The organism is Massilia sp. TWP1-3-3 (assembly GCF_049897805.1).
Classification (GTDB): Bacteria; Pseudomonadota; Gammaproteobacteria; order Burkholderiales; family Burkholderiaceae_D; genus Telluria_A.
In genome coordinates, this window is record NZ_JAFCWX010000002.1 from 62,509 (window position 1) to 80,900 (window position 18,392).

At 61.6% G+C, this 18,392-nt stretch carries 14 protein-coding genes; 10 read left to right on the plus strand and 4 right to left on the minus strand.

What is annotated here, in order from left to right:
* Positions 1 to 44: 44 nt before the first annotated feature.
* Positions 45 to 3,641, minus strand: coding sequence for a type VI secretion system Vgr family protein (locus ACP7D4_RS02000; RefSeq protein WP_426207631.1), 3,597 nt, complete (start codon positions 3,639 to 3,641; stop codon positions 45 to 47).
* An 815-nt stretch (positions 3,642 to 4,456) separates the two neighbouring features.
* Between ACP7D4_RS02000 and ACP7D4_RS02005 the strand changes: the two genes are divergently transcribed.
* Positions 4,457 to 4,708: a hypothetical protein gene (locus tag ACP7D4_RS02005; protein WP_426207632.1), complete on the plus strand. Its 252-nt coding sequence runs from the start codon at positions 4,457 to 4,459 to the stop codon at positions 4,706 to 4,708.
* 6 nt (positions 4,709 to 4,714) lie between these two features.
* Here ACP7D4_RS02005 and ACP7D4_RS02010 read toward each other — a convergent pair whose 3' ends face one another.
* Both ACP7D4_RS02010 and ACP7D4_RS02015 read right to left on the minus strand, forming a co-directional pair.
* Positions 4,715 to 5,683, minus strand: a complete 969-nt coding sequence (locus ACP7D4_RS02010; RefSeq protein ID WP_426101666.1) for a hypothetical protein — start codon at positions 5,681 to 5,683, stop codon at positions 4,715 to 4,717.
* 345 nt (positions 5,684 to 6,028) lie between these two features.
* On the minus strand, positions 6,029 to 7,612 hold the full coding sequence (locus ACP7D4_RS02015) for a hypothetical protein (protein ID WP_426207633.1): 1,584 nt from the start codon (positions 7,610 to 7,612) through the stop codon (positions 6,029 to 6,031).
* Between the two features lie 446 nt (positions 7,613 to 8,058).
* Between ACP7D4_RS02015 and ACP7D4_RS02020 the strand changes: the two genes are divergently transcribed.
* The 5 genes from ACP7D4_RS02020 to ACP7D4_RS02040 all read left to right on the plus strand — a co-directional run bounded on the left by ACP7D4_RS02020 (position 8,059) and on the right by ACP7D4_RS02040 (position 13,675).
* Positions 8,059 to 9,120, plus strand: coding sequence for a porin (locus ACP7D4_RS02020; protein WP_426101670.1), 1,062 nt, complete (start codon positions 8,059 to 8,061; stop codon positions 9,118 to 9,120).
* A gap of 248 nt (positions 9,121 to 9,368) precedes the next feature.
* Positions 9,369 to 10,646, plus strand: coding sequence for a porin (locus ACP7D4_RS02025; protein WP_426101672.1), 1,278 nt, complete (start codon positions 9,369 to 9,371; stop codon positions 10,644 to 10,646).
* 110 nt (positions 10,647 to 10,756) lie between these two features.
* Positions 10,757 to 11,419: a DUF484 family protein gene (locus ACP7D4_RS02030; RefSeq protein WP_426101674.1), complete on the plus strand. Its 663-nt coding sequence runs from the start codon at positions 10,757 to 10,759 to the stop codon at positions 11,417 to 11,419.
* Positions 11,420 to 11,424: 5 nt separating this feature from the next.
* Complete coding sequence (xerC, locus tag ACP7D4_RS02035) at positions 11,425 to 12,423, plus strand: tyrosine recombinase XerC (protein WP_426207634.1); 999 nt, start codon at positions 11,425 to 11,427, stop codon at positions 12,421 to 12,423.
* A 166-nt stretch (positions 12,424 to 12,589) separates the two neighbouring features.
* Positions 12,590 to 13,675 carry a CobW family GTP-binding protein gene (locus ACP7D4_RS02040; RefSeq protein WP_426101678.1) on the plus strand — a complete coding sequence of 362 codons (1,086 nt, stop codon included), beginning with the start codon at positions 12,590 to 12,592 and terminating at the stop codon, positions 13,673 to 13,675.
* A gap of 1 nt (position 13,676) precedes the next feature.
* Here ACP7D4_RS02040 and ACP7D4_RS02045 read toward each other — a convergent pair whose 3' ends face one another.
* Complete coding sequence (locus ACP7D4_RS02045) at positions 13,677 to 14,360, minus strand: hypothetical protein (RefSeq protein ID WP_426207635.1); 684 nt, start codon at positions 14,358 to 14,360, stop codon at positions 13,677 to 13,679.
* On the opposite strand from ACP7D4_RS02045, the gene dksA reads away from it, so the two are divergent.
* The 4 genes from dksA (at position 14,359) to hslU (ending at position 18,382) form a co-directional block, all read left to right on the plus strand.
* Positions 14,359 to 14,811, plus strand: coding sequence for an RNA polymerase-binding protein DksA (gene dksA / locus ACP7D4_RS02050; protein WP_426101682.1), 453 nt, complete (start codon positions 14,359 to 14,361; stop codon positions 14,809 to 14,811). The genes ACP7D4_RS02045 and dksA overlap by 2 nt on opposite strands.
* 241 nt (positions 14,812 to 15,052) lie before the next feature.
* A complete protein-coding gene (locus ACP7D4_RS02055; RefSeq protein ID WP_426207636.1) occupies positions 15,053 to 16,372 on the plus strand; it encodes an STAS domain-containing protein in 1,320 nt (439 codons plus the stop codon).
* A 100-nt stretch (positions 16,373 to 16,472) separates the two neighbouring features.
* Entirely contained in the window at positions 16,473 to 17,018 is a 546-nt protein-coding gene (gene hslV, locus ACP7D4_RS02060) for an ATP-dependent protease subunit HslV (protein WP_426101686.1), read from the plus strand.
* A 14-nt stretch (positions 17,019 to 17,032) separates the two neighbouring features.
* The gene (gene hslU / locus ACP7D4_RS02065) at positions 17,033 to 18,382 is read left to right on the plus strand and encodes an ATP-dependent protease ATPase subunit HslU (protein ID WP_426101891.1); all 1,350 of its coding nucleotides are present in this window, start codon (positions 17,033 to 17,035) and stop codon (positions 18,380 to 18,382) included.
* Positions 18,383 to 18,392 lie beyond the last annotated feature (10 nt).

The window sequence follows — 18,392 nt, forward strand, 5'->3', positions numbered from 1 at the left end:
AAAGCGCCAACGGTTTTTTGTACTTGTCGAGCGTGGCATCATGATCAACCGCCTGGAAGATTAGTTTTGTCGCCGGGGTTGGCAATAAATGTTTTCAATACTTTTTCAAACAGCACGAAATCGTCTTTGTATTGCTCTTCATGAATCCATGGTACGTTGGCGCCGTATTTTTTCATGGCCCAGTAGTCGGCCAGCACATTGCCTTGCGCTTCCATATTGAAATCGGCGAGCGTGGTGTCCCCGTCCAGCGCGTATTTGTAACTGAGCCCGAGGCGCAGCGCGCCCCGTAGTTTGACCGGATAGCCCAGTTGATACTGCCACACATGAGCCATTTCGTGAATAAACCAAATCATGCCCTCATATTCGGTCTCCGAAAAGTCGGTCAGGTAGCGCGCGGGATTGAAATACATTTCTCCGTTTGGCGTCATTGCGGTGTCGTCGGGCTGCAGACCGAACCACAGGTATTCGCCGTTGTGCACTTTGACCTTGGCGTAGTCGATCGACATGCCAAAGATGCTTTGCGCCATGCTAATTTCGCCAGGCGTCAGCCCGCGCGACTTGCCTTCCGGCAATTGCACCACCGCAACCGAGCTGCCTACTTTCACGTCGTTGACCGTCACCCCTTGCAAGTCCACCGTCAGCATGTCCGGTGCCTGTTTTGCACCGCCACAGCAGCTTCCAAAAGCCGATGCCTGCAGCGTCGCTTCCACGATTGCCTGTTGCTTGTCCGCAGGGATCCGGCTCGTCATGCCCTGAGCGTCCGTGACGCCGTCCACGACGGTGCCATCCCCCAGCTTGAGTTGATACTTCACGTTGGCCAGCAGCGCCGCGCTCGCATTCTTGAACTGGATTTGCTCGTCGAAGGCTGGAGGCAAGGCGCCCTGCGGTTCCAGGTCGATCTCGATTCTCTCCGCCTCGGCCCCGCTGACCACGTGAGTGTGCCCTGCTTCGTCGGTTACGCCATCTTCGAACGACCCATCGGCGCGCTTGATGCGATAAACCTGGTAGGCCAGCACCGCGCCGGTAAGCTTGTCCTTCAAGATGAACGCTTCGTCGAACAGTTTGAGACGCGAATCAGGGAGTTTCCCCAACCCCGCAGCTTGCCTGGCGCCGGCATCGAACAGGTGCTGGCCACCCTTGACGGTAAAGTTCCCCGTACACGCAAACGTGATATTGCCACCCTCAAGCGTGATTGACGATTGCCCGGCCTGCAGCACGATCTTTTCCCTGGCATTGATCTGGATACTGTCATTGACCGAGATGACCGTGATCGCCTTATCGGCCAAAATTTCAAGTTGATCGGTATGCGCTTGCAGCGAGACCGGGCCGTTGCCGGCAATGGCCTGGATTCCGCCCGCATGGGTGAACAGGCTGACCGCATTCGCCGCCACGGACGACACGGTATGCGCCGCCGCCAAGTGCAAGTCGGACTGGCTGCTCCAGTTTACGTGTTCGCCCGCGAAAATCACGGTCGATGCAGGCGTGGCCCAGTTGATATTGGACGGCGCTTCCATTAGCACGATTGGCTTGGCGAATTTTTCAACGGGCTTGGCGGGGTCGAGCTCACGTTCGCCATCCTTCGCTTTGCTCGCCTCCTGGCCGTTAACCGCAACGCCATGCTTGCCCTGCGCTTCCGGATCGATCTGATCGATAAACGCTGCCTGGGCCTTGGCCGCGTCCTTGCTGAACAGCGCCCGCTGCTGCGCGGCGGCCTCGCCCAGGCACGCGCCCAAGTCCTGCGCGCCTTTCGTCCGCGACACCGCCTCGGCCACGTCGAGCTGGGTCGAAACCACGCCGCTGCCGTTCTGGTAGCGACCCGTGGTCGACAGCAGCACACCTTCGCCGCCGCGCACCACGCCCCAGGCGTCGGTGCGCAGTTCGAAGCCGCTGCCGCGATAGGCGCCACGGTGGGCAGACGCGGGCGCCTGCGCAATCAGGTAGCCGAGATTGAGCTGGGTTGCCGCAGTGCTGGTGGCAAGGCGGGTACGTAGCTGGCCCGGAGTATCGTCCAGCTGCCATTGATTGAAACCGCCGCCATCAAAATTATGGCTGTGAATGCCGGACAGCACACCGGCGTGGTTCACGCCTGCGTTCACACCGGCGGCAAACGGCGGCCCATCCTGTCCTGAGTAAAGTTGGGCCACCACGACCGGGCGGTCCATGTCGCCTTCAATGAAATCGACCAATACTTCGGTGCCGAGGCGCGGCGTGAACTGCGATCCCCAGTTCGGGCCCGCCAGCGCCTCGGCCACGCGCACCCAGGTGCCCGACGTTTCGTCGCCTGGGGCATCGCCCTTGGCATCGGTGTTGTGCGCCATGCCGCCGGCGTTGGCGTCCTGTCCACGCTGCCACGCAAACTGCACCTTCACTTGGTGATCGCGCGTGGTCGTGGAAATCGCATCGCCCGTCCCCACGACCAGCGCGGCCTGCGGCCCAAGCGCGGTACTGGCCTGCCGCGCCGCCATCGCGGGCGGCAGGATCGCCACCACATCGCGCACGCAGGTGAATGTGTTGCGGTAGGTGCCGCCTTGCAAGGCGTCGCTGGTGGTGGCAATCTGCGACTGGAAATTGTTGCGCGCTTCATGTTCGACCGACAGCACGGTGAAAGCGCCGTCCGGATAGCGCTCGTGCTGCGTGAGCGCGAATGTGTGGCCGGCGGCCAGACGCCTGACCGCGCCGGCGCCCGCAAACTGCTTGTTCTCCAGTTCCAGCGCCTGCAGCATCAAGGCGCTGTGCGGATCGGCAACGCCGGAGCTGGTGGCGATCCGTTCGCCGCTGCCGTCGTAGAGCGCCAGTGCGGGCAGCTCGCCCGCGTCCAGGTTGGATGCGTGTTCGGCCGCTGGCGCCAACAGTTGCAGCGGGTCCCAGCTGCTGATGCTGACCGCGTTGGCCTGCACCTGGCGCCGCGCACGAAATTCATCGATGGCGTCGTCAGTATCGGTAGCGCGCACGCCGTGAAAGCGGATCACCTCGCCGCCGGGCGTGGCAGGCGCTTTCGCCTTGCTGTCGAAAATGACGACCCGATGCTTGGCTTGGCCATCGCTGCCGGTCTCATCGCCTGCGGCTTGGTCATGTTCGAAGCGCCAGCTCAAACCCTCGGATGCCAGCAGTCGCGTGAGGAATTCGAAGTCACTCTCGCGATACTGGGTGCAAACCGCGCGTTGCGTCAATTGCTGCGTTACGTCAAATTCAAAGCGCACCTGCGGATAGTCCGTCAACAGCTCAGTGACGATTTCTTGCGCGTTCCTATCCTGGAAAATATAGCTGTCGCGGCGATGCCGCAGCAGGGCCAGTGCGGGCTCCAGATGCAACCGATAGCGCGCCACGCCGCCGTCAGCGCCCAGCCACGAAGCCTGCGTGCACAGGCCATGCCACGCGCGGCGACTGCCGTCGGGCTGCAGCAGTGCGATGCTCAGTTCTTCGCCGATAAACAGATTCAGGTCCAGATCGGTGGACACGCTGAGCGCGTCGAGGTCGAACGCGAACAATTCATTAACGGCTTCGCGGCCGCTGAACTTTTCCGCGATCAGAGATTCAGGCAAGGCACGGTCTTGCGAGCTGGCAAGGGTGACGAGCCGCGCATGCTGGCTCAGACCGGTGCCGAACAAGCTGAGTGAAGAGAGTTTTGCCAGGGCTTCCATTAGGTGGGCGCCATTTGGCGGCGGCGGGATGTTGTCGTGCGCATAACTGTCATGTGAGGATTTTCGCGTGGCAAAGTGGACAGGATCGCAGGGGTTCAATTCGCGAGGATTGCTTCGTCTGGCGTTAACAGACTTCGCTTTCCTCAGGACCATACTTCCTATATTAACAAGTTTTTATAGCTTTCAATAGTACTTAAATAGCAACACAAAGCACGTTCATCAATATGGGCAGCCGATTAACCCGGCTGTGCTGTGCATCCCCAAGTGCCTTGCGCCTAGTTTGGCGACCAGAAATTGTTCGCCCCCGTGCCTGCCATCAAAAATCTTGCTCCACGCCTACCCGCCATGGTGCACCTACCTGGAGCTGGGCGTACAAAGGTCATATCGCCATGTGGATGTTTTTTCATCCCAAGGAATCACCTGAACCCGGAGCTTCTCGATAGCGGCAACCCGTTGCGGGTTTCCGCGTTGTTTGGGATGCCGAAGCAGGGTGTTCCATTGACCTGAGTGATGATGACGCTGCCTGTTCTCGAGGAAGCGGTACATGCAGTGGAGGACCCTACTTTGCCCCTGGCGCGCACAGATCGTATCGCCATTTCGAGGCCTTTTCGTCCCAAGGAACTACTTGCACCCGTAGTTTGTCTGCCGCACCGGGAATCATGCAAAATTCCCCTTTATATCCCCGCAAGTTAGACCCCTCGGGCACGGCCTGGAGCACGGCAGTGTAAATGCTGTAGGGCTGCAAGGGGACCGAAAGTTCTTGCTGCGCGAATGGTGGCACCACGCCGTAACGAATGCAATTCGGAGGTTTCAAGATGATTGATTTTCCCCTCGGCTCGATCCAGGAAAACCAGACTCGCTCTGGAAGCGTCGTAGCGCCAGGGGCGTTGCGCTTCGTAACGCTCACGGTGAATAGAGGCACCCCATTGCGGGTCTCCGCATCGTTCGGGACACTGAAGCAAGGCAGGCCATTCACCTCGGTAATCACCGCGCTGCCGACTCTTGAAGTGGCTGCGCACGAAGCGGAAGTCAGTGCCAGAGCAGCACCCATCAAGCAAAAAAGATAGCGTAAGCTAATAAAAAGCGGGCCAATTTCTCCAGCTGTCACGATTCTTGAGAAAATGCCGCAAGACCGCTTCATAAATTTTAATATCATTTGCATAAATTCCCATGGCCATGTAGGTAACGCGTATTCCTCGGACCTTGGCATCGAGCAATGCCCAATAGTCCGCCAACAGGTCGCCTTGCGCTTCCATATTGTAGTCCCCCAGGTGATTCTTTTCGTCCAGCTTATATTTGTAATCCAGGCCGTAGTGCATGACTCCTCGGTGAAAGACGGGATACAAATGCTGGAACTGCCAAACGTGCACCAATTCGTGGATGAGCCAGTGGCGATCTTGATCGTCCGACACGGAAAAATCTTCTACAAAATGCTTTTTGGGGAAATAGATGGACCCGAAAGGCGTAATCGCAGTATCCTGATCCTGCTTGCCAAACGGGATGAAGTCCCCGTTGTGGACTGTTACATTTTTGTAGTTAATCGAGTCCTTGAACAGCACTTTCGCCATGGCGATCTCACCCGCAGTCAGCGGTCGTGTCTCGTCATCGGGCGTTTTGACAGGGACCACGGATTTGCCGATCTCGAACCTATTGGTCTTGATGCCATTCAGCTCGAAGGTCAGGAAAGCCGGCAACACGTCCGGAGAATGGACTGTACAAGAATGAAGTATTCCAGCTGACGCCTCGGCCGCGGTGCGCGAAGGGATCCTTGGCGCGGAAGCGCTGAGCTGGACTTTCTTGATCGCTACGGGCTTCTTCGTTCGGACGCGCTTGGTCCGCCCCTTCTTGTCTGTCGTTCCCTCGACCGTACTACCATCTTCCAACATCAGCAAGTACTTCACATCGCCCAGAATCTGGCCGTTCGAATGGACGAACTCAAGCTGCTCGTCGAACATCGGGGTGACGAAAATCTCCTTGCGTGTCTTATTGCACACCGGGCTCAGGAAGGAGTCTCCGGAACAACGAAATGGCGGCGGCACCATACTATTTCCTTTTCAATTACGGGTCCGAAATCCGGGCAGCCGTAAGTCGCGGCGTACGGAGAAGGCTCGGCAGCAAGCTGTATTGGGAACGCTATGCTTAGAATTACCTTAAGGGAAATGCAAAAGATAAATTACATGCGACATTGCGTTGATTTTATCTTAAGTGTTCCAAGATGGCCAGATGCAGGTGTGGGAAAAATACGCCGCTCCAGCAGGCGCGTGCCTGCGAGGGGCGGCACGCGACGACGGCGGTCGAAAGGTCTGCGCCAAAGGAGGGCGGGCCCGGTCATGCAATTGCGCCCGCCCTTCGCTGCGCGCGCTATTGCGTGAGGCCAGGCACACTCTTTACGCGGCCATATCGTAAGCCTGATGCTCCCCTTCCTCGCACGCCGCCTCGGGCAGCACGGTCTTGAGCCGGTACAGCCGCTGCCGGTAATTGCCCTCGCCCCCCGCCGCGGCGCCATCGGGGCCGCCAAACTGCTGCACGATCTCGTCGAGCGCGCGCCGCTCCTGCGCGCAAGCGATCGCGATCAGGCGCCGCTTGCTGCGCCCGTAACTGCCGCGAATGTCGATCACCAGGCAATGGCCCTGGTCGGCCGCGCGCACGTCGAGCAGCAGCGCCTCGGCCCGCGTCAGGCCAAACAGCGCGGCCAGCCGCAGCCGCGCCGCCAGCAGCGGGTACGTTGTGGCCAGCGCCGCCGGCGCCCTGGCGCTGATGGCGGCAAACGGCTCGTTGGCCTCGCGCGGGGCGATCTTGGCCAGCGCGGCGGCGGCCTGCTCGCAGCCCTGGGCCGCCGCTTTTTGCAGCCAGTACACGGCGCGCACGTCGTTGCCTTCGTGCTCGCGCCGGGCGCGCCAGGCATTGTTGCCGCATTCGAGCTGGGCGTCGCGATAGCCCATGCCGGCCGCCCGCTCCAGATACACCTGGGCATCGGCCACGTTGCGCTGGGAGAATTCCGGCTTGATATAGATGCGCGACAGTGCGTACCAGGCTTCGGCCAAACCTTGTTCGCCGGCCAGCAGCAGCCAGCGAATGGCTTTTTTGAAATTGGCCGAGCCTGGCCCGGCGGCCACGCGCCGGCCGTCGACCAGCATGCGCGCATGCCACAGCCCAAGCGCCATTTGCGCCTGCGGGTCGTGCTCGTTGGCGGCCAGCTCCCAGAAACGGCGGATTTCGTCGGCGCTGGCCAGCGTGTCGCCAGCGCTTTGGCTGAGCGCCTGCGCGCAGCGCGACAGCAGGCTGACATCGGCGCGGCTCAGGCAACCGGCCGGGCGCAGCGTGCCGTGCTCGGTGCGCAGCAAGGCGCGCGCCAGCGGCAAGGCGCGCGCCAGAAAGCGGGCGTGGTCGCCCTCGAGCCACAGCGCGTCGAGCGGGGCGAGGCTGACGGTGGCAAGCGGCGCCGCGGCGGCCGACGGGCGCGCGCGCCACTGCTCGGGGGGCGCGGTGACGGCCAGCGTCACCCCAGCGCAGGGCGCGCCTGCGGCCGTCGCGCGGGCCGACTCGGCGCCATTTTGATAGCGCGCGTACAGCCATTTGGCGTCGGGCACGCCGGCGCGGGCGGCCGCCTCGAGCGCGCGCAGCGCCTTGTCGCGCCGGGCCTGGTCGGCCACGCCGGCCTGTTGCTCGAGCGTCAGCTGGGCCAGCACCATGCCGGCGCGCACCACGCCGGCATCGAAGGCGCGCTCGTACCACTGCGCCAGCGGCCGCTCGCTTTGCAGTGCCAGTTCGAGGGGAATGTGGGCGCCGATCAGCTCGCAAGCCTGCGCGCTACCCTGCTGCGCGGCGCGGTCCAGCCAGTGCAGCGCGGTCGGCAAACTCTTGGGCAGGCCGGCGCTGCCATATAAATACAGCCGTCCCAGTTCGAGCTGGGCTTCCGGCTGGCCACCGCGGGCGCCGCGGATAATTCCTAGTTCTTCACGGTTTGCCATCTTGGTTCGACCACCTGATTCTAGAAAGACACTTCCGGGTAACACGATCAGTCCGCCGCGCCTGAGTATTTATCAAACCAGCACCCGGAATATGGAAGCGGGCGGAACTATGTCTGAAAGTCTACGTCACACAGCTAAGCTGATTAGGTGAAATGGGCTTTTCCTTGATATTGCACAAACCCGTCAGCAATGCCGTTCCAGAAATTTGCTTGCAAGAAAGTAAATCATCGGATGCAAAGCCAATAATGCGGCCGATTCAGAGTTTCAAAAATACAACACGCAACGTTGATTTATTGGCTTTCAACCAATCCAAGCCCGCATAATTGACCAACTCGTGAATTTTGGCACACCAAAGCACTTAAGGTTTTACCTATCCGGGCATTCAGGCTTTTCAAGAACTCAATGCCGGCGGATTTAAACGATTTACTTATTAAGGAATTAGTTACATGAAAAAATCACTGTTGGCTCTGGCAATCCTTGGCGCAATCGCTGGCTCTGCACAGGCTCAATCGTCGGTTCAGATCTACGGCAACGTCGATGCGGGCATCATCAAGCGCACCGACCAGGATTCCTCCATTGGCAAGCGCGCCAACAACACGCTTGGCTTCAAAGGCACCGAAGACCTCGGCAACGGCCTGAAAGCCATTTTTCAGCTGGAAATGCGCTACGAGCCGGACACGGGCACCACCGAAACCAATGCCGCCGGCGTGCAGCGTCCCTTATTCCAGGGCCAGAGCCGGGTCGGCGTGACCGGCGGTTTCGGGACCTTCCGCATCGGCCGCGGCCTGACCGCGTACCAGGAATCGAGCATCGCTTTCGAGCCGTTCCACGGTATCCCGACGCCACAAGGCTTCCAGGCCGACATCCACGTGGCCGGCTACACGTCCGACCCGCTCGGCCTGCCAGGCAACTCGGCCAACCGTTTCTCGAACGCCGTGTTCTACAACTCGCCTGAATACATGGGCTTCCAGGTGAACACCACGATCGGTTCGCGCGAATCGAACGGCGCCGTCGCCGTCGTCGGCCGCGGCACCCCGCTGCTGCCGCAGTACGCCGCCAACGCAGCCGCGCTGGCCAATCCGTACTCGATCTCGGTCACCTACAAAAACGGCCCTGGCGCCCTGATGCTGGCCAACGAGCGCAACGCTGTCGAATCGACCGTGTCGTCGTTCGCCGGCTACGTGATGATCGCCCCGGTCACCAAGCTGATGTTCTCCATGACGCGCCAGGACCAGGAGCACACCCGCATCCTGAACCAGAACACCAAGGCATGGGTCGTCGGCGCCAACCACACCATCGGCGCAGGCAAGATCCTGGCCGGTATCGGCTCCAAGCACACCGACGGCCTCGACAAGGTTCGCCAGTACTCGCTCGGTTACGAGTACAGCCTGTCCAAGCGCACCTACGTGTACGCCGACGCGTCCAAACGCAAAGGTGCGCCAGCTGTTGCGCCTAGCACCAAGACCAGCATCACGACCTTGGCAGTGGGCGTGAACCACTCGTTCTAAGCGGACGGGGCACACGCCCCTTGCGCACGGCCGGCGGGGCGAAGCCAGGGGACACCCTGCTTCGCCTTTGCCACACCTGGACCTCGCATTCCTAAAATGACAACTGTTGCAAGTGTTTGTGTCATTTCCGCAACCGCGCACGCAATGATCGTCTTGGCTTTCTGTACAAGCTCGATGAACGATGGCATATTGATTCAAACGAATTAGTACGCACGTTCGTTTTTACCCAAATTCCTCCTGGAGACGTAATGAAAACAAAATTAATCGCTGGTGTCATCGCTACCTGTTTCGCCGCCCCCGTGCTGGCTCAGTCCAGCGTTCAAATCTACGGCATCGCCGATGCTGGCATTGTGAAAACCAAGGGCGAGAAAGCCAAGATCGTTAGCGGTGGCGCCGACGGTTCGCGTCTGGGCTTCAAGGGTACCGAAGACATCGGCGGCGGTTTCAAGGCTATCTTCCAGCTCGAAGCGCGCGTTGAACTCGACACCGGCACCCAGACCCCTGCACTGGTCACCAACAACGACGGCTTCTACCTGCGCCGCGGCATGGAAGCCCTGGGCGCGAACATCAATGGCGGCCTGGCCACTGGCTTGAAGGCGACCGGCGAAACCGCTGTCAACCGCGAAAAAGCCCTGTTCGACCGCACCGCGATGGTCGGCCTGGTTACGCCAGTGGGCGCGATCTTGCTGGGCCGCATGTACACCCCTGGCTACGAAGTATTCGCTGCTGCCGACACGTTTGAAAACGGCACCGGCGGCGCGTGGGGCGGCATCACCGGCGGCACCGCCGGCTTCTCGGCACTGGGCGCCGACATCCGTTCGCAAAAATCGATCCAGTACCGTATCGCCACCCCGGGCGGCTTTGGCGGTTCGCTGATGTACGGCTTTAAGAACTCGGGCTACCTCGGCCGTTACAACAAGTTCTACGGCGCTGCCCTGACCTACAAGGCTAACGGCCTGGACGTCGGCGTCGCACACAACCAGGGCTACGACCTGGCTGACCAGAAAAGCCTGACCACCACCACCATGGGCGGTTCGTACACGATGGGCGACTTCAAGTTCTTCGCCGGTTACCATGACCAGAAGAACCTGCATTCGGCCTTGCTGAATGATTATTTCGCCACCTACGATACCAGCATCGCCACCCAGCCGAATTACCTCATCCTTGACGCCACCACCAAGGCCACCCTGCGCGGCATCTTCGTGGCCCGCATCACTGAAAACACCCAGATCGACGCCAACAGCGCCCAGATCGGCATGCACTACAAGATCGGCGCCGGCCGCTTGATGGCATCGGTTGCACGCCAGAACGACCGTACCCGTTCGAACAGCGACGCGACCTTGGCCGCCATCGGTTACGACTACAATCTGTCCAAGCGCACCGACGTGTACGCAACGTTCGCGCACATCTCGAACCAGAACGATGGCCAGTACACGCCGGGCATCGCTGGCGCGCCAGGCGGCTTTACCAAGGTCAAGGGCGACGACAGCCACTCGATCCTGATCGGCATGCGTCACCGCTTCTGATCGTTCCTGCTGCGGCAGCAAAAAGACGCCCGCGGGCGTCTTTTTTTATGGGCGGCGGATCGCTCTCGGTTAGAATTGCGCTTACTTTACAGACCGAACCCAAAATACCAATGACAGCAACACTGGACTCCACCGCGGTCGCCGCTTATCTGGCCGACCATCCTGCTTTTTTTGAAGAACACGTTGGACTGCTGGGCCAGGTTCGCCTGTCCAGCCCCTTGACCGGCAAGGCCGTCTCGCTGCAGGAACGCCAGATGGAAGTGATGCGCGACAAATACAAGGCGCTCGAGCTGCGCATGTCCGAACTGATCCATCTGGCCCAGGACAACGCGGCGATCGCCAACAAGTTCCACGCCTGGACCCAGGGTTTGCTGGCCGCGCACGCCGGCGGCGGCATGCCGGAAGCGGTGGCCGGCGGCCTGCGCACGCAGTTTTCCGTACCGCAAGCAACCTTGCGCCTGTGGGATTTGGCTCCCGGGCACGAAGGCAGCTGGTATGTCGAGGGCGTGTCGGACGACGCGCGCATGTTCGCCAACAGCCTGCTGGCGCCCTACTGCGGCAGCAACCACGACTTTGAAGCGGTGCGCTGGCTGGACGACGCGGCCAGCGTAGTCTCGACCGTGATTTTGCCGCTGCGCAGCAACGGCAGTGCGTTTGGCCTGTTGATCATGGGTTCGTCCGACCCGGAACGCTTTACCGCGCACATGGCCACTGACTTCCTGATCCACATTGGCGAGACCGCCAGCGCGGCGCTGGCCGCCCTGCGCGCGTAAGCTGCATGGACGGCGACAGCGCCGGGCCGGACCGGAACCTGGTCGCCCCGGATCTGGTCGCGCCGAACCAGAGCGAGCCGGAACTGAGCGCGCGCTACCTGGCGCAGCTGGCCACCCAGCGGCAGCTCTCGCCCCACACGCTGGCCGCCTACGGGCGCGACCTGGCCGAACTGGCCGCGCTGCTCGGCCCCATGGCCTGGCAGGACGTGCAGCACGCCGATATCCGCCGCATCACTTCCAAGCTGCATGCCCAGTCGCAGAGCGCGCGCTCGATCGCGCGCAAGCTGTCGAGCTGGCGCGGCTTTTTCAACTGGCTCGCGCAGCACGCCGCGCTGGCCGCCAATCCGGTCGACGGGGTGCGCGCGCCCAGGCGGCCCAAGACCTTGCCCAAGGCGCTGTCGGTGGACGACGCGGTGCACCTGGTCGCCAGCGACGCGCATGCGCACGCCAACGCCGAGCCGGCCGACCTGTGCAATCGCGCCATGTTCGAGCTGCTCTATTCGAGCGGGCTGCGGGTGTCGGAACTGGCGGGGGTCGATGTGGCGTATGTCAAGGCGCTCCCCGGCGCGTCCGCCTCGCTCGGCTGGATCGACCTGGACGAGCGCGAAGTGATCGTGACGGGCAAGGGCAACAAGATGCGCAAGGTGCCCGTGGGCAGCCACGCGCTGGCGGCAATCGCGGCCTGGCTGGCGGTGCGCCCGCCCCCGGCCGACGGCAGCGCCGCGCTGTTTGTATCGGCGCGCGGGGCGCGCATGTCGGTGCGGGTGATCCAGCTGCGTCTGAAAGCGCATGCGCAGCGCGTGGGCACGCCCGTCAATGTGCATCCGCATGTGCTGCGCCATTCGTTCGCGTCGCACTTGCTGCAGTCGTCGGGCGATTTGCGGGCCGTGCAAGACTTGCTTGGGCACGCGAGCATTACCTCGACGCAGGTCTATACGGCACTCGACTTCCAGCATTTGGCGGCCGTCTACGATCAAGCCCATCCGCGCGCAAAATCGAAATAGTCAAGACCAGCGTTTGCACCGCGCCCCCGCTGATTCAGCGTTCCCCGGGCATCATAATTAACAACACCCTCCTGACCTGTATCAAGCAATCAGCAGCCAATTGGAAGCATTTTCCAAATTGCGGCATAATCGCTCGGTTATTTCACGCCCACAGACGAAAAGCACCATGGCATTGATCCCAAGCACCATCCTGACCGGTTTTCTCGGCGCCGGCAAAACCACCCTCCTCAACCGCATCCTGCGCGAGGACCATGGTTTGCGCATTGCCGTCATCGAGAATGAATTCGGCCAGGAAAACATCGACAACGACATTCTGGTGCAAGATAGCAGCGAACAGATTGTTGAAATGAACAATGGCTGCATTTGCTGCACCGTGCGCGGCGACCTGATCGTGGCGCTGTCGGCGCTGGCGCAAAAACGCGCCGCCGGCGAACTGGCGTTCGACCGCATCGTGATCGAAACGACTGGCCTGGCCAATCCCGGTCCGGTCGCGCAAACGTTTTTTGTCGATGAAGAAGTGGGCGCCCACTACATGCTCGACGCCATCCTGACCGTGGTCGATGCGCGCCACGCCATGGCCCAGCTTGACGAATACGAGGAAGCCCAGCGCCAGGTCGGCTTTGCCGACAAGCTGCTCATCTCCAAGACCGACCTGGTCGACGCCGCCGCGCTGGCCGCGCTCAAGACGCGCTTGAAGCGCATGAACCCGCGCGCGCCCATCACCGAGGTCGACTTCGGCCGCGCGCCGCTGTCCGAACTGCTCGACATCCGCGGCTTTAACTTGAACGACAAGCTCGAACTGGACCCGGCCTTTCTGACCGCCGACGAAGCGCACGCGCATGGCGAGCACGAACACGTGCATACCGACGCGTGCGATCACAGCCATGAGCACGTCCATGGCGAGCACACTACGCCGGGGCACGCCCCTGATGGCATGGCGTCCAGCCAGCACAGCGACGACATCGCCGCCTTCGTGTTCAAGAGCACGCGTCCTTTCGACACCGCCAAACTCGATGAATTCCTCGGTGGCGTGGTCCAGGTGTTTGGCCCGCGCATGCTGCGCTACAAGGGCGTGCTGCTGATGGACGGCGCCGACCGCAAGGTCGTCTTCCAGGGAGTGCACCAGATCATGGGCACCGACATCGGCGCCAAATGGGCCGAAAACGAGGAACGTGGCAGCAAAATGGTTTTTATTGGCAAAAATTTACCGAAAGACGTCTTTATCCGAGGTTTGGAGCAATGTTTGGTATAAACTATCCCGGTTTTGTGATGCACGCCTGAATCTGTGCAGCGCCGCTTGTTTGACGACTGAATTGCCGGCACGCCATCGTGGCGAGGGGAAGACATCGGGATGGCAACATGAAAGAAACCGTGGCGAAATCCGCACAGAAACCAGCCAGCGGCAGCATGGCGAGCGCCGCGCGCAAGCCGGGCGTGGTAAAAACCGTTGCGGCCGCATTGGCCAAGAAAATTGCCGCCGTGCTGGCGCCGGCCATCAAGGCCGCGCCGCTGGCGAGCGCAAAGGCGCCAGCCAAGCCGGCAGCACGGCCCGCACCACGGTCGGCGAGCAAGGCAGTGGCCCCAAACGCAACGAAGGCGACAAGCAGCAAGCCGGTTGCGAAGGCGGCGCCGGCAAAGGCAGTTCCGAAAAAAGCGGCATCGAAGGTGGTGGCGAAAGCGCCGGCAGCGGTGAAGGCAGCACCTGAGGCAGTACCTGAGGCAACAACGAAGGCAGTACCTGCGCCAGCACTGAAGGCAGCAGCATTGAAGGCGGTGCCGGCAACGGCGGCCGCGCAAGCGAAGGCGAACAAGACGGTGGCACAGCAAGCCGTCAAGGCAGGCGAAACAGGCGGGAGCACCGGAGCAGTTGGAGGTGTCACGGCCGAGTTAGCTGATAAAATGAAAACCTCTGTCGTATCGAAGGTAAGTGAAGTCATGACCAAAACAACTAAATCGACCCCCGCCGTGAACACAGAAGGCCGTCTCATTTCCGAAGATGAAATTCGGGCCATGGGCGAAAAGGATTACATGAATCCGGCTCAGCTGGCGTTTTTCAAGGCGCGCCTGCAGCAGCTTGAAAAAGACCTGCTCAAGAACGCCGGCGAAACCACCGAACACCTGCGCGAAACCGTGCTCGTGCCCGACCCGGCCGACCGCGCCACCATCGAAGAAGAGCACGCACTCGAACTGCGCACGCGCGACCGCGAGCGCAAGCTGCTCAAAAAGGTGCAGCAATCGATCGCCGCCATCGACGGCGGCGACTACGGCTGGTGCGAGGAAACGGGCGAACCGATCGGCATTCCGCGCCTGATCGCCCGTCCCACCGCCACGCTCTCGCTCGAAGCACAGCAGCGCCGCGAACTGAAACAGAAGCTGTACGGCGATTGATCACTGCGCGTGACGCTCACCAGGAAAAGCATGCCGCCTGCGCCGCATGCTTTTTTCGTTTGCAAAGATGCAGTCGTGCGAACGTAAAGCTTGCCCATCGGCTACACTAGCGGGATGGGCTTTGTGCCGTGACCGCGTGACTGCGCGCCGCCGGCGTGCTACCGTGCTAAGGTAAGGGCTGGCGCCGGCAGTCAGGCGCACCGCACTGGCGTGGCTGTACCAGATTGAAACAGGGAATGACGTGGGAATTTTCTCCATCTTCAAGGGAAAAAATAACAAGCCGGACGGTGTCGTGACACCGCCCGAGTCGCGCCTGCGCGGCGAACCGTCACGCCTGATTCTCGACGGCGACGCCGAACGCGCGCGCCAGCGCGAAATCGCGCGCGCCACTGCAGCCAAGATCGACGCCATTGAATCGGCCATGGCCGACGACATTTTCAACACCCCCGAGCCGGCCTGGGGCAGCGGCCCGCGCCGCGCGCGCGGCGCCAAGAACCAGGAAGACGACGGCGACACGCTGCCGATGCTGGAACTGGCCACCACGGAACTACTGTCCGACAACAGCCTGCTCGACACCCCGGTCTTCGCCCAGACCGCGCCCGTCATCGAAGAAATTGCCATCATGTTCGCCAATGACCAGATGGTCGTGGCCGAACAAATGCTGCAGGAAAGCCTGCGCGATGTGGGCCGTACCGACCGCACCGTGTGGTGGATGCTGTTCGACCTGTACCAGGTCATGGGCCGCCAGGACGATTTCGACAACGTTGCCATCGACTACGCGAGCCAGTTTGAAACATCGCCCCCCACCTGGGCGCCGCCGACCCCGATCGGGGTCGAGGAAAGCAGTTTTGCCGGCGTGACCCCGACCGAAGTGTTTGCCGGCGTGCTCGACGGGCAAGTGGCGCCGCGCCTCGCGCGCCTGCTGACTCTGTCCGACGAGAACCATGTGCTGCGCCTCGAATTTGGCCGCATTACCGACGTCACCCCCGAAGGCTGCCAGCTGATGCTCGACGCCCTCACCACGCTGCGCAAGCGCGAGCGCGAGCTGATCGTGGCCGGCGCCACCGAACTGTCGGACCTGGTGCGCTCGACCATCACCATTGGCCAGCGCAACGCCAGCGAAGCGCCATGGCTGTTGCTGCTGGCGCTGCTGCAACTGTTGAACCGCGAAAAAGATTTCGAAGAAATGGCGATGGATTACTGCGTCACCTTTGAAGTGTCGCCGCCCTCGTTTGAAACGCCGCAGAACGTGGCCACCACCAGCACCATCACGGCGCCGACCCGCACCGAATGCTTCATGTTGCCCAACGTGATCAACAGCGGCGCCAATGCGCTGTTCGACGCCATCGACGCCTATGCCGAGCAGGCGCCCACGCTGCTGATCGATTGCTCGCGCCTGGCGCGGGTCGACTATGGCGCCGCCAGCGCCATGCTCAACCGCCTGCGCCCGATCGCAGCCGAGAAAAAAATCGAGTTTCGCGACATGAACCATCTGGTCGCCGCACTGTTCAAACTCTTGAGCTACGCTGAAGTCGCCCGGATGTTCCCGCACAAATATTAATGTCTTAGTTTCCACCCCGCGGCGCTCACCGCCGTTCACCGCTATCTTGCAATTTGCGTTACAGCCCCCAACCTTTGGGGGAGATAACTACGAGGCAGATATGGAACAATTTCACGGCACCACCATCCTTTGCGTACGGCGCGGCGCCCAAGTGGCGCTCGGCGGCGACGGTCAAGTCACGCTGGGCAACATCGTCATGAAGGGCACCGCGCGCAAAGTGCGCAAACTGTACCAGGGCAAGGTCCTGTGCGGTTTCGCGGGCGGCACCGCCGATGCCTTTACGCTGCTCGACCGCTTCGAAGGCAAGCTTGAAAAACACCAGGGCAACCTGCTGCGCGCCTCGGTCGAACTGGCCAAAGATTGGCGCACCGACCGCGTGCTGCGCCGCCTCGAGGCCATGCTGCTCGTGGCCGACCATGAATCGACGCTGGTGATCACCGGCAACGGCGACGTGCTCGAGCCCGAAGACGGCATCGGCGCCATCGGCTCGGGCGGCATCTACGCCCAGTCGGCCGCCAAGGCACTGCACGAAAATACCGAACTGTCGCCCTTCGATATCGTCAAAAAATCACTGACCATCGCCGGCCAGCTGTGCATCTATACCAATCTGTCCCACATTATTGAAACGCTGGACGACGCCAAATGACCACCAATACCAACATGAGCATGACGCCCCTTGAAATCGTCGCTGAACTGGACAAGCACGTGGTCGGCCAGGGCAAGGCCAAGCGCGCCGTCGCCATTGCGCTGCGCAACCGCTGGCGCCGCCAGCAAGTGGCAGAACCGTTGCGCCACGAGATCACGCCCAAGAACATCCTGATGATCGGCCCCACGGGCGTGGGCAAGACCGAGATCGCGCGCCGCCTGGCGCGTCTGGCGGACGCGCCTTTCATCAAGATCGAGGCGACCAAGTTCACCGAGGTCGGTTACGTCGGGCGCGACGTCGACACCATCATCCGCGACCTGATCGACATCGGCGTCAAGCAGACGCGCGCGAGCGAAATGAAAAAAGTGCGCCAGCGGGCCGAAGACGCGGCCGAAGAGCGCGTGATCGACATCCTGGTGCCGCCGGCGCGCGACTTTGGCTTTTCCACGCCGGCCCCCACCGCAGACGCCAAGGAAGGCAAGGAAGGCGACTCCACTCGCCAGACCTTCCGCAAGCGCCTGCGCGAAGGCGCGCTGGACGAGCGCGAGATCGAGCTCGACATCGCCGAGACGGGCCCGCAGATGGAAATCATGGCCCCGCCGGGCATGGAAGAAATGACCGAGCAGATCAAGTCCATGTTTTCGGGCATGGGCGGGGCGCGCAAAAAACCGCGCAAGATCAAGATCAAGGACGCGATGAAGTTCCTGGTCGACGAAGAAGCGGCCAAGCTGATCAATGAAGATGAGATGAAGCAAAAGGCGATCGCCAATGTCGAGCAAAACGGCATCGTGTTCCTCGACGAAATCGACAAGATCGCTTCGCGCTCGGAAGTTGGCGGCGCCGACGTCTCACGCGCCGGCGTGCAGCGCGATTTGCTGCCGCTGGTGGAAGGCACCACCGTCAACACCAAGTACGGCATGATTCGCACCGACCATATTTTGTTCATCGCGTCGGGCGCGTTTCACCTGGCCAAGCCGAGCGACCTGATCCCCGAATTGCAGGGGCGCTTTCCGATCCGGGTCGAGCTCGAATCGTTGTCGATTGCCGACTTCGAGCGCATCCTGACCAGTACCGACGCCTGCCTGACGACCCAGTACGAGGCGCTGCTGGCGACCGAGAACGTGAAGGTCGACTTCGTCCCGGGCGGCATCACGCGGCTGGCCGAAATTGCATTTTCGGTCAACGAGCGCACCGAAAACATCGGCGCGCGGCGCCTGTACACGGTGATGGAAAAGCTGCTCGAGGAAGTGTCGTTTACGGCCAGCGAGAGCAGCGGCCAGGTCGTCACGATCGACGCCGCCTACGTCAACGAGCGGCTCGACAAGCTGGCCGTGGACGAAGACCTGTCGCGCTACGTGCTGTAAGGGCAAGCCG